The organism is Pseudomonas mosselii (assembly GCF_003205295.1).
Classification (GTDB): domain Bacteria; phylum Pseudomonadota; class Gammaproteobacteria; order Pseudomonadales; family Pseudomonadaceae; genus Aquipseudomonas; species Aquipseudomonas mosselii_B.
In genome coordinates this window covers 49389-61141 of the sequence record NZ_QJRP01000027.1, presented here as the reverse complement: position 1 = coordinate 61141, position 11753 = coordinate 49389, and the positions used below count along the sequence as shown (strand labels likewise).

Below are 11753 nucleotides of genomic sequence, written 5' to 3'. Positions count from 1 at the left end.
GCACACTGCGCACCCCCTGCCACAACTCCTGCGCCAACACCCGCGCCTGCTCGGCATTGCTCCCCGGACACAGCACCATGAACTCCTCCCCACCCAAACGACAGAACACATCGGTCCGCCGCAACCGCTGCCCGATCCGCTGGCACAGGCTGCGCAGCACATGATCCCCCACCGCATGCCCGAACTGATCGTTGATCCGCTTGAAGTGATCGATATCCAGCATGATCACTGCCAGATCCAGCCCATCCCGTTGCGCCCGGTCCAGTTCGTTGCGCAGCCGCTCCTGGAAATAACGCCGGTTGTAGATACCGGTGAGGGCATCGGTCACCGACAGCGCCCGCAGCTCCTCCTCCACCCGCTTGAGGTCCGAGATGTCAGTCAGGTAACCATGCCAGAGCGTACTGCCGTGCTCGCCTATCTCCGGCGTCGCCTCCCCCCGCACCCAACGCAACCCCGCCCGCGGGAGGCACACCCGGTACTCCTCCCGCCACGGCGTCAGGTACTCGGCGGAGTAGCGCACCGAGCGCCGCACCCGCTCCAGGTCGTCCGGATGAATACGCTCGAACACCGCCGCGGCGTCCTGGCGCAGCAATGCCAGGTCCACCTCGTAGATGTCGTGCAGGCCCTGACTGGCGTAGGGGAAACAGGAATGGCCATCGGCGTCCAGGCGGTACTGGTAGATCCCGCCAGGGACCTCAGCGCTGAGTTTCTCCAGCAACCGGTCACGGGCCGCCAGGGCCTCATGCACCCGACGCCGCTCGGTGACATCGATGCAGATCGCCAGGTACCCCACCCACAACCCCTCCTCATCCAGCACCGCCGTCACCAGCATGTTGGCCAGCAGGTGGCTGCCATCCTTGCGCACCAGCGTCCAATCCGCTGGCTCCGCGCCGCCTTCTTGCACCGTCTCGGCGAACATCGCCTGGCCCGCGCCGACCTCGCGGCCGAAGCGCACGCTCAAAGCATGGGCACGCTGGTGCAGCTCCTCGGGCAGGACCAGATCCTCGAGCCGCAGCTGGCCCAGCGCTTCGCCCGCCGCATAGCCCAGCATGCGCTCGGCGCCGGCATTGAACGTGCCAATCACTCCGCGCAGGCTGGTGGCGATGATTGCGACCTGGGTCGCGGCATCAAGCACGCTGCGCAACTGGTTATGGGTCTCGCGCAGCGACTGCTCGCTGACACGCAGCTCGACGGTACGCCGGGCCACCAGACCCAGGGCACGCTGGCGCTGGCTGAACAGGCTGTACAGCAGCAGCGCCAGCAAGACACTGAGCAGGCCACCGAGCAACGCCACCACCGGCACCGCCGACGAGCGGTTGGCGGCGAGAAAGCCCTGGCTGGGACGAATGTCGAGCTGGTAGTGGTGGTCCGCCAGGTGCAGCAGGTGACTGCTGGCAAAGCCCATGCGCGCCGGCGGCATCCCTGAGTCGAACAGCACCTCGTGACCACCCTCTGTGGACAGGTCGAGGATGCGCACCACCAGGTTGTCGTCAGCCACCGTCGGCAGGCTCTCGGCGATCAGCTGATGCAGGCTCAGCAAGGCCATGACGTACCCGCGAAGTGGATCGCCCACAGACGCTTCATCGGCGAACACCGGGGCGACTATCAACAGGCCACGGGTATAAGTCGGTTCGACGTTGATCATGTCCAGCGGCGCCGACACCGCCATGCTGCCGGGTCTGGCGGCCCGGGCCAGGGTCGCGGCGCGCAGCGGCTGCCCACCCAGATCAAAGCCGTAGGGCTGGGCCTGGCGACTCGCCGCCTGGGTGTACAGCACCGGATAGTAGTGATCACGCGCAGGCGCGGCCTGCCAATCGCCCTGGGCGTCCAGGTCGCGGATCTGATAGGGCTGGCCCAGCCAGGCACTGGCGCGCCGCTCGAAGTCCTCGCGCTGCGCGGCCGCTACCCGCGGTGCCCAGGAGTAAGCCTGGGTGCGGTGCAGCAAGGGACGTGCGTAGCCATCGAACTCGCGGGGAGTGATTTCAGTGGAATAGGCGAAGAACCGGCGCAGGCCGTCCAGGCGCTGCTCCTGTTCCTCGAAACGCTCGGCAATGCGGCTGTAGCGCTCACTGGCCAGCAGCTCGAAGCGCTGGCGCAGTTGCTGCTGGTAGAAGGTCTGGGTGGCGATCGCCAGGGCGGCCGTGAGCAACGCCCCGGCGACCAGCGCCGCCAGGGCCACGCCCCAGGCCGACAACTCGTCGCCGAGCAGGCCAAGCCGCTTCGCAGGTACGCCCGGGTTCGACATAGAGGACTCCAACCAAGGTCAGCGTCCTGCGTATTGTCCCGCCCTGTCCTGATTTATAGCCACTGGCCAGCAGGCGTGCCACGTACCTCGTCGGTTCAGCGCAGGCGCAGCTGCCAGGCGCGGTGGATGCGGTTGTTGCGGGCGAAGTCCGGGTCCAGTGTCTGGGCGCTGATCTCCTCCACCATGTACCGCGCGGCCAAATGCTCGTCGAGCTGGAACTTGCGGAAGTTGTTGGAGAAGTACAGCACACCACCCGGGGCCAGGCGCGCCATGGCCAGGTCGAGCAGCTGCACATGGTCGCGCTGCACGTCGAACACCCCTTCCATGCGCTTGGAGTTGGAGAAGGTCGGCGGGTCGATGAAGATCAGGTCGTAGCTGTCCTGGGCATTCTCCAGCCAGGCCATGACATCGCCCTGCTCCAGGCGATTACGCTCGGAGAAGCCGTTGAGCGACAGGTTGCGCCGCGCCCAGTCCAGGTAGGTCTTCGACAGGTCCACGCTGGTGGTGCTGCGCGCGCCGCCCTTGGCCGCGTGCACGGTGGCCGTGGCGGTGTAGCAGAACAGGTTGAGGAAGCGCTTGCCCGCCGCCTCGCGCTGGATGCGCATGCGCATCGGCCGGTGATCGAGGAACAGCCCGGTATCCAGGTAGTCGGTGAGGTTGACCAGCAGCTTGACGCCACCTTCGTTGACCTCCTGGAAGCGTCCTTCGGTGGCCTGGCGCTCGTATTGGCGGGTACCGGTCTGGCGCTCCCGGCGCTTGAGCACCACACGCTGTGGATCGACACCGAGGGCCTGGGGAATCGCGCTCAGTGCATCGAGCAGGCGCGCCTGGGCCTTGTCCGGATCGATCGAACGGGGCGCCGCGTACTCCTGCACGTGCACCCAGTCGTGGTACAGGTCCACTGCCAGGGCATACTCGGGCATGTCGGCATCGTACACCCGGTAGCAATCGACCTTCTCGCGGCGGGCCCACTTGCCTAGCTGCTTGAAGTTCTTCTGCAGGCGGTTGGCGAACATCTGCGCGCCTTCCGACAGGCGCGCCGGCTCGCTGGCCACCGGGGCCTGGCGACGCGGCTCGCCCTCAGCCGCCTCGGCCTGGGCCGAACGACGATCACCGGTAACGAACTGGTCGGGCTGGACCTTGAACAACAACAGCTTGCACGGCAACGCGCCGTTCCAGAAAGCGTATTGTTTGTGACTGCGAATGCCCATGCGCTTGCCCAGTTCCGGCGCGCCGGTGAACACCGCCGCTTCCCAGCCCATGCAGGCCTGGCGCAGGCGCTCACCGAGGTTCTGGTAAAGGTACAGCAGACTGGCTTCGTCGCCCAGGCGCTCGCCGTACGGCGGGTTGCTGATCACCAGGCCTTTCTGGTTCTGGTCCGGGCGCGGCTCGAAACTGGCCACCTCGCCCTGGTAGATCTTCACCCAGTCGCCCAGGCCCGCGCGCTCGACGTTGTTGCGCCCGGGCTGGATCAGCCGAGGGTCGGCCTCATAGCCGCGGATCCACAGCGGTGGCTTGGCCAGGCCGGCCTGGGCACGGGTCTGGGCCTCGTCGTGGACTTTGCGCCACAGCGCCGGCACATGGCCGAGCCAGGCGCTGAAACCCCAGCGCTCGCGCTTGAGGTTAGGGGCGATATCGGCGGCGATCATCGCCGCCTCGACCAGGAAGGTACCCACGCCGCACATCGGGTCGGCCAGGGCGCCGCCCTCGGCCGCGATGCGTGGCCAGCCGGAGCGGATCAGCACCGCCGCCGCCAGGTTTTCCTTCAGGGGCGCAGCGCCCTGCTGCAGGCGATAGCCACGCTGGTGCAGGCTGTGGCCGGACAGGTCGAGGGACAGGATCGCCTCGCCACGGTCCAGGCGCAGGTGCACGCGCACATCCGGGTCGACCTTCTCCACCGACGGGCGCAGGCCTTCGCGGTTGCGCAGCTTGTCGACGATCGCATCCTTGACCTTGAGGGCACCAAAGTGGGTGTTGTCGATGCCCGAGCCATGGCCGCTGAATTCCACCGCCAAGGTGCCATCGGCCGCGAGGTGGTCGGCCCAGTCGACGGCATGCACGCCGTCGTACAGGTCGTCGGCGTTCTTCATCGAGAAGCGCTTGAGCACCAGCAGCACGCGGTTGGCCAGGCGCGACCAGAGGCACAGGCGGTAGGCGGTTTCCATGTCGGCGTCGCCGCGAATGGCCGAGGTGTGTTCACGCACCTCGTTCAGGCCCAGCTGGCGGGCTTCCTCGGCGAGCAGGCCTTCAAGACCCTTGGGGCAGGTAAGGTAAAGTTCGAAACGGTCCGACATGAGCAATCCAGAGCCTTTGGCTAGGTAGATGGCAAGCCGACGCATCGGCTGCCGCTGTTTGCCCGCACGCCTTTCCAACAGGCGTCCGGGTGGCCCGACGAAACGCTCGCCAGGCCTGGCCGCCCGGTCGATCATGCCTTTGCCGGATGGCGAAAGAGGCTTTGATCGTCGAGCAGTATGAAAATTGCGTGGACGTCGGGCTCAGATGTGACCCTTCGTCGCATTACCAAATATTTCTGTCATCACCCAGCAACGCTGGCCAATTGACGTCAAGGTTGGGTAAACCCTGATCATAGCGGGCTCAACGGCAAACAAGGTTGAGTCGCATTTATTTACTTATCCCCTCACCCTCGGAAAGGTTACGTCCTTATGACAAATCGATCATTCACACTGTGACTCGCATTCGTTAGAACTGATCTCAGGCCGCACCGCAACGGGGCGGCACTTTCAGCCCGCGACGCCGGCAGCGGGCGCACACCGGCAGAACGATTCTGCCCGGCCTCGGAGAGGCCGACGGGACATTACAGTCAACAAGTGAGGGCAACACCCTATGAGAAGACTTAAGCGTGATCCGTTGGAAAGAGCATACTCACGTGGCTACCAGTATGGGGTCACCGGCAAATCCCGCGAACTTTGCCCCTTCAATCTACCCTCTGTACGCCAAGCCTGGATCAACGGCTGGCGCGAAGGTCGCGGCGACAACTGGGATGGCATGACCGGCACCGCTGGCATTCATAGACTCAACGAAAATCACGCCGTTGGCTGAACGAGGATACTGAATTCGAGTCACCATGCGCGCCCTATCCGGGCGGCGGGCTGCGGCCCAGGGGCCCCTTTTAAGGGGCCCTTTTTTATGCCCTTATCCTGCATCAATGCGCGAAGTTTCCCTCGAAACTACCTTGGCATCGCGGCGATGGCATCCACCGCTTCACGGATCAGCGCCGGCCCCTTATAGATGAAGCCCGAATAGATCTGCACCAGGCTCGCTCCAGCGGCGATCTTCTCAGCCGCATGGCGACCCTCGGTGATCCCGCCCGCAGCGATGATCGGCAGCTTGCCGCCCAGTTCACCGGCCAGCACCTTCACCGTGTGGGTACTCTTCTCCAGCACCGGCGCACCCGACAGACCGCCGGCCTCGCCACCGAACGGCAGGCCTTCAACGCCCTCGCGCCCCAGGGTGGTGTTGGTGGCGATCACCGCGTCCATCCCCGACTCGACCAGCGCTGCCGCCACCAGGGCGGTTTCCTCGTCGCTCATGTCAGGGGCGATCTTGATCGCCAATGGCACGCGCTTGCCGTTCGTCTGCGCCAGTTGCTCGCGGCGCTCGGCCAGGGCATCGAGCAGTTGCTTGAGCGAGTCGCCAAACTGCAGCGAACGCAGGCCCGGGGTATTCGGCGAGCTGACGTTGACGGTGATGTAGCTGGCGTCGTTGTAGACCTTCTCCAGGCAGATCAGGTAGTCGTCCTGGGCCCGTTCGACCGGGGTGTCGAAGTTCTTGCCGATGTTGATGCCCAGCACGCCGGTGTACTTCGCGGCACGCACCCGCGCCAGCAGGTGGTCAACGCCCAGGTTGTTGAAGCCCATGCGATTGATGATGGCGGTGGCTTCCGGCAGGCGGAACAGCCGTGGCTTGGGATTGCCCGGCTGCGGGCGCGGCGTCACGGTGCCGATCTCGACGAAGCCGAAGCCCAGCTGGGCAAAGCCATCGATGGCCGCGCCGTTCTTGTCCAAACCGGCGGCCAGGCCGACCGGGTTGGCGAAGTTCAAGCCCATCACCGTCACCGGCAACGCCGCCGGCTGCTTGCACAGCAGGCCGTTGAGCCCGAGACGGCCACCAGCGCCGATCAGGTCCAGCGAGAGGTCGTGGGAGGTTTCCGGGGAGAGCTTGAACAGCAACTGGCGGGCCAGGGTATACATGGGCGGGCGGACTCGCGGTGTGTGAGGGGGCGATTATAGCCAGCGCGCCGCCGGGGCGACAGGGCCATGGCACATGGGTTGCTAAGTCAGTTGCATGCAACCCTCCGCGAACGCCCGAGGATACTCGTGAACACAGCCCTCCCGACATCGCCCCTGGCCTGGGTCAACGGCAGCGACGCGCCGGAAAAGCCCAGCCTGGACATTGGTTTCATGGCCCTGACCGACTGCGCCTCGGTGGTGGTCGCCGCCACCCAGGGCTTCGCCCAGCAGTTCGGCCTGACCCTGAACCTGCGCCGCCAGGCCTCCTGGGCCGGGCTGCGCGACAAGCTGGTCAGCGGCGAGCTGGACGCCGCCCATTGCCTCTATGGCCTGGTGTACGCGGTGCACCTGGGCATCGGCGGTGTGGCTGCCAGCCCTTTGGCCGTGCTCATGGGCCTGAACCAGAACGCCCAGGCCATCAACCTCTCTCCCACACTGCAGCGCAAGGGCGTGACCAGCCCCGAGGCACTGGCGCGGCTGGTGCACCAGCAAGGGGCACGGCTGACCTTCGCCCAGACCTTCCCCACCGGCACCCATGCCCTGTGGCTGTACTACTGGCTGGCCAGCCAGGGCATTCATCCGCTGCACGACGTGACCAGCGTGGTGGTACCCCCGGCGCAGATGGCCGCCCACCTGCAGGCCGGACGCATCGACGGCTTCTGTGTCGGCGAACCCTGGTCGGCGGATGCCCTCGCCAAGGGTCAGGGCTTCACCCTGGCCACCAGCCAGTCGATCTGGCCCGATCATCCGGAAAAGGTCCTGGCCAGTGCCCTTGGCTTCGTCGAGCAGTACCCCAACAGCGCCCGGGCGCTGATCAAGTCGGTGCTCGCCGCCGCGCGCTTCATCGAGCAAAGCCAGGAAAACCGCCGCGGCACCGCGCAACTGCTCAGTGGCAGCGCCTACCTGGACACCCCGGTTGGCAGCATCGAGCCGCGCCTGCTCGGTGATTACCAGGACGGCCTGGGCCATCGCTGGCACGACCCTCACGGCCTGCGCCTGTTCGACCAGGGCCGGGCCAACCTGCCGTACCTGTCCGACGGCATGTGGTTCATGACCCAATTCCGTCGCTGGGGCCTGCTGCGGGACGACCCGGACTACCTGGCCGTCGCCGGCCAGGTGCAGCAGTTGGCGCTGTACCGCGAGGCCGCCACGGCGCTGGGCGTACCCTGCGCCGACCCGCCCATGCGCAGCAGCCTGCTGATCGACGGCAGCCGCTGGGACGGCAGCGACCCCCATGCTTATGCGCGCAGCTTCACCCTGCACGCCCTGAACGCGGCGCCTGACGCCCGCGCCCATCGCTGAGGGGCTAGCCATGTTGCGCATCCTGCTGATCGACGACACGGAAAAGAAGGTCGGCCGCCTGAAGGCCGCCCTGATCGAAGCCGGCTTCGAGGTGATCGAGGCGGGTAGCCTGAGCATCGACCTGCCCGCTTGTGTCGAAACGGTGCACCCGGACGTGGTGCTGATCGATACCGAGTCACCGGGCCGGGACGTAATGGAACAAGTGGTGCTGGTCAGCCGCGACCGCCCCCGCCCCATCGTGCTGTTCACCGACGAGCATGACCCCGGTGTGATGCGCCAGGCGATCCAGGCCGGGGTCAGCGCCTACATCGTCGAGGGTATCCAGACCACGCGCCTGCAACCGATCCTCGATGTGGCCATGGCCCGGTTCGAAAGCGACCAGGCGCTCAAGGCTCAACTGCTGGCCCGCGACCAGCAGTTGGCCGAGCGCAAGCGTATCGAGCAGGCCAAGGGCCTGTTGATGAAGATGAAGGACTGCAACGAAGAACAGGCCTACACCCTGATGCGCCGCCAGGCCATGAGCCGCCAGCAGAAGCTGATCCAGGTGGCGGAACAGATCATCGCCATGTCGGAGATGCTGGGGTAGTCACGAGGTAGCTGTAAGGCCATGGTGTCGGCGGAACGCCTTCCCTGTAGGAGCGGCCTTGTGTCGCGAAAGGGCCGCGCAGCGGCCCCGGCGATCTTTGCATGAGCACTGAAATCCTGGGGCCGCTGCGCGCCCCTTTCGCGGCACAAGGCCGCTCCTACTACAAAGATTGCGCGAGACTGGATATTGGCCCGCCTCTTGCTCTGAAAACCCCGGTAGCCAACGGCGGTTGCCCCCATACCCCGACAAAGACGTCGCTCGCCCATCCACGGCCGTGGACCGGGCAGCGGCGTCTTTTCGTTTCCGCGCCCAACGAGGTGTTCGATGAATACGAGCTTCTGGAAATCCGGGCATGTGCCCACGCTGTTCGCCGCCTTCCTGTATTTCGACCTGAGCTTCATGGTCTGGTACCTGCTCGGCCCCCTGGCGGTGCAGATCGCCGCCGACCTGCAGCTTAGTGCCCAGCAACGGGGACTGATGGTGGCCACACCGATCCTGGCCGGCGCGGTGCTGCGCTTCGCCATGGGCCTGCTGGTCGATCGCCTGTCGCCCAAGACCGCCGGGCTGATCGGCCAGGTCATCGTGATCGTCGCCCTGGCCTGCGCCTGGCACCTGGGGGTACGCAGCTACGAGCAGGCGTTGCTGCTGGGCGTGTTCCTCGGCTTTGCCGGGGCCTCGTTCGCCGTGTCCCTGCCGCTGGCCTCGCAGTGGTATCCGCCCCAGCACCAGGGCAAGGCCATGGGCATCGCCGGCGCCGGCAACTCCGGCACGGTGTTCGCCGCGCTGCTGGCCCCGGCGCTGGCCGCAGGCTTCGGCTGGAACAATGTGTTCGGCTTCGCCCTGCTGCCCTTGCTGCTGACCCTGGTCCTGTTTGCCCTGCTGGCGCGCAACGCCCCGCAACGCCCCAGCCCCAAGGCCATGGCCGACTACCTCAAGGCATTGGGTGATCGCGACAGCTGGTGGTTCATGTTTTTCTATAGTGTGACCTTCGGCGGTTTCATCGGCCTGGCCAGCGCCCTGCCCGGCTACTTCAGCGACCAGTACGGCCTGAGCCCGGTGACTGCCGGCTACTACACCGCCGCCTGTGTGTTCGCCGGCAGCCTGATGCGCCCGCTCGGCGGCGCCCTGGCTGACCGCTTCGGCGGGATTCGCACCCTGCTGGCGATGTACGGCGTGGCCGCCGTGTGCATCGCCGCGGTGGGCTTCAACCTGCCCAGCGCGGCGGCGGCCCTGGCGCTGTTCGTCAGTGCCATGCTCGGGCTGGGCGCCGGCAATGGCGCGGTGTTTCAACTGGTGCCACAGCGCTTTCGCCAAGAGATCGGCGTGATGACCGGGCTGATCGGCATGGCCGGTGGCATCGGCGGCTTCCTGCTTGCCGCGGGCCTGGGCACCATCAAGCAGCATACCGGCGACTACCAGCTCGGCCTGTGGCTGTTCGCCAGCCTCGGCCTGCTGGCCTGGTTCGGCCTGCATGGCGTCAAGCAACGCTGGCGCACCACCTGGGGCTCGGCGGCGATCACCGCGGCGCGGGTCTGAGGCCGCCCCATGAGCCTGCAACTGAGCTTCGCCCAGGCCAGCGCCACCGGACCGCGCCCGGAAAACCAGGACGCCCTGCGCCTGGTGACCCCCGCGCCGGAGCTGGCCGCCAGCAAGGGCTACCTGTGCGCCCTGGCCGACGGCGTCAGCCAGTGCGCCGACGGCGGCCTGGCGGCACGCTCCAGCCTGCAGGCCCTGGCCCTGGACTACTACGCCACGCCCGCCACCTGGGGCGTGGCCCAGGCGCTGGACCGCCTGCTCACGGCGCAGAACCGCTGGCTGCGGGCCCAGGGCAATGGCCAGCCGCTGCTGACCACCTTCAGTGCCCTGGTGCTGCGCGGAAGGCGATTCACCCTGGCCCATGTCGGCGATTGCCGGGTGTATCGCTGGCAAGCCGACCAGTTGCACTGCCTGAGCGAAGACCATGTCTGGGACCAGCCCGGCATGCAGCATGTGCTCAAGCGCGCGCTGGGGCTGGACCAGCAACTGCTGGTGGACTACCTGGAAGGCGACCTGCGCGAAGGCGAATGCTTCGTGCTGCTCAGCGACGGCGTGTGGGCCAGCCTGGGTGACGCGCACATCCGCTCGATCCTGCGCGAGCAACCCGACTTGCAGGTGGCCGCCGACACCCTGGTCACCAGCGCCCATCACTGCGGCAGCCAGGACAACGCCAGCGCCCTGCTGGTACGGGTCGACCAGTTGGGCCCCGGCACCCTGGGCGATGCCCTGGCCCAGCTCCAGCAATGGCCGTTGCCGGGCGCGCTGCGTGACGGTCAGTCGATCGATGGCTGGCAGGTCGACGGCCTGCTGGCCCAGAGTCGGCAATCGCTGCTGTACCGGGTCCGCGACCCGCACGACCAGCCCTGGCTGCTCAAGACCCTGCCGCAGTCGCGCGATCAGGAGCCCGGTGCCGCCCAGGCCTTGTTGCTGGAGGAATGGTTCCTGCGTCGGGTCGCCGGACGTCACTTCCCTGAGGTACACCCGGCCAGCCAACGCCAGCACCTGTACTACCTGATGCGCGAATACCCGGGCACGACCCTGGCCGGGCGGCCCCCACTACCGCTGGCACAATGGCTGGAGATCGCCCGTCAACTGCTACAGGCGGTAGGCGTGCTGCACCGGCGCAATCTGCTGCACCGCGACATCAAGCCGGACAATCTGCACCACGGCAGCGATGGCCAACTGCGCCTGCTGGACTTCGGGCTGGCGTACTGCCCTGGGCTTTCCGAGGACCCGCCCAATGCCTTGCCGGGCACACCCTCGTTCCTCGCCCCGGAAGCCTTCGACGGCTTGCCCCCCGCGCCACGCCAGGATCTGTATGCCGTGGGCGTGACGCTTTACCATCTGCTCACCGGTCACTACCCCTACGGCGAGGTCGAGGCGTTCCAGCGGCCACGCTTCGGCACGCCAGTGAATCCGGCGCGTTATCGGCCGGATTTGCCGGAGTGGCTGCAGCGCAACCTGTTGCAGGCGGTGGCGGCAGACCCGGCGCAGCGCTTCGAGACCGCCGAGCAGTGGCTGCTGTTGCTGGAGCGGGGGGATCGCCAGGAACTGGCCGAGCGGCCACGGCCGCTGTTGGAGCGCGAGCCGTTGAAGGTATGGCGCACGATTGGGTTGGTGTCGCTGCTATTGAACATGGTGTTGTTGCTGGTGCTGCTCAAACGCTGAGCGCGCAGGCGAGTGACGTTCCATGTAGGAGACTGCCCAGCCCCTCGGGCCACGCTGTCGCGCAGGGAACTGTCCCCCTGTGGGAGCGGCCTTGTGTCGCGAAAGGGCTGCGCAGCAGCCCCAGGATTTCAGCGCTCATGCAAAGAACGCCGGGGCCGCTTTGCGG

The 11753-nt window shown here is 66.7% G+C and carries 8 protein-coding genes; 5 read left to right on the top strand and 3 right to left on the bottom strand.

What is annotated here, in order from left to right:
- Both DMX06_RS20590 and rlmKL read right to left on the bottom strand, forming a co-directional pair.
- Positions 1–2245 (bottom strand): sensor domain-containing diguanylate cyclase (locus DMX06_RS20590; RefSeq protein ID WP_110739102.1); only part of this gene is annotated, 2245 nt, incomplete at its 3' end.
- Between the two features lie 95 nt (positions 2246–2340).
- Complete coding sequence (gene rlmKL, locus DMX06_RS20585; protein ID WP_110739101.1) at positions 2341–4539, bottom strand: bifunctional 23S rRNA (guanine(2069)-N(7))-methyltransferase RlmK/23S rRNA (guanine(2445)-N(2))-methyltransferase RlmL; 2199 nt, start codon at positions 4537–4539, stop codon at positions 2341–2343.
- Between the two features lie 550 nt (positions 4540–5089).
- Here rlmKL and rmf point away from each other — a divergent pair.
- Complete coding sequence (gene rmf / locus DMX06_RS20580; RefSeq protein WP_003248687.1) at positions 5090–5305, top strand: ribosome modulation factor; 216 nt, start codon at positions 5090–5092, stop codon at positions 5303–5305.
- 128 nt (positions 5306–5433) lie between these two features.
- Here rmf and DMX06_RS20575 read toward each other — a convergent pair whose 3' ends face one another.
- Positions 5434–6456 carry a quinone-dependent dihydroorotate dehydrogenase gene (locus tag DMX06_RS20575; protein ID WP_110739100.1) on the bottom strand — a complete coding sequence of 341 codons (1023 nt, stop codon included), beginning with the start codon at positions 6454–6456 and terminating at the stop codon, positions 5434–5436.
- A gap of 66 nt (positions 6457–6522) precedes the next feature.
- Between DMX06_RS20575 and DMX06_RS20570 the strand changes: the two genes are divergently transcribed.
- The 4 genes from DMX06_RS20570 (at position 6523) to DMX06_RS20555 (ending at position 11587) form a co-directional block, all read left to right on the top strand.
- The gene (locus DMX06_RS20570; RefSeq protein ID WP_110739099.1) at positions 6523–7797 is read left to right on the top strand and encodes a CmpA/NrtA family ABC transporter substrate-binding protein; all 1275 of its coding nucleotides are present in this window, start codon (positions 6523–6525) and stop codon (positions 7795–7797) included.
- Positions 7798–7807: 10 nt separating this feature from the next.
- Positions 7808–8383 carry an ANTAR domain-containing response regulator gene (locus tag DMX06_RS20565; RefSeq protein WP_110739098.1) on the top strand — a complete coding sequence of 192 codons (576 nt, stop codon included), beginning with the start codon at positions 7808–7810 and terminating at the stop codon, positions 8381–8383.
- Between the two features lie 324 nt (positions 8384–8707).
- Positions 8708–9919, top strand: coding sequence for a nitrate/nitrite transporter (locus tag DMX06_RS20560; protein ID WP_110739097.1), 1212 nt, complete (start codon positions 8708–8710; stop codon positions 9917–9919).
- Between the two features lie 9 nt (positions 9920–9928).
- The gene (locus tag DMX06_RS20555; protein ID WP_110739096.1) at positions 9929–11587 is read left to right on the top strand and encodes a bifunctional protein-serine/threonine kinase/phosphatase; all 1659 of its coding nucleotides are present in this window, start codon (positions 9929–9931) and stop codon (positions 11585–11587) included.
- Positions 11588–11753: the final 166 nt, after the last annotated feature.

What these genes read in the sequence shown, in the direction of transcription:
- rmf (WP_003248687.1), top strand. Translation starts at nt 5,090, where the DNA reads ATGAGAAGACTTAAGCGTGATCCGTTGGAAAGAGCATACTCACGTGGC.
- DMX06_RS20565 (WP_110739098.1), top strand. Translation starts at nt 7,808, where the DNA reads ATGTTGCGCATCCTGCTGATCGACGACACGGAAAAGAAGGTCGGCCGC.
- DMX06_RS20570 (WP_110739099.1), top strand. Translation starts at nt 6,523, where the DNA reads ATGGCACATGGGTTGCTAAGTCAGTTGCATGCAACCCTCCGCGAACGC.
- DMX06_RS20575 (WP_110739100.1), bottom strand. Translation starts at nt 6,456, where the DNA reads ATGTATACCCTGGCCCGCCAGTTGCTGTTCAAGCTCTCCCCGGAAACC.
- rlmKL (WP_110739101.1), bottom strand. Translation starts at nt 4,539, where the DNA reads ATGTCGGACCGTTTCGAACTTTACCTTACCTGCCCCAAGGGTCTTGAA.
- DMX06_RS20560 (WP_110739097.1), top strand. Translation starts at nt 8,708, where the DNA reads ATGAATACGAGCTTCTGGAAATCCGGGCATGTGCCCACGCTGTTCGCC.
- DMX06_RS20555 (WP_110739096.1), top strand. Translation starts at nt 9,929, where the DNA reads ATGAGCCTGCAACTGAGCTTCGCCCAGGCCAGCGCCACCGGACCGCGC.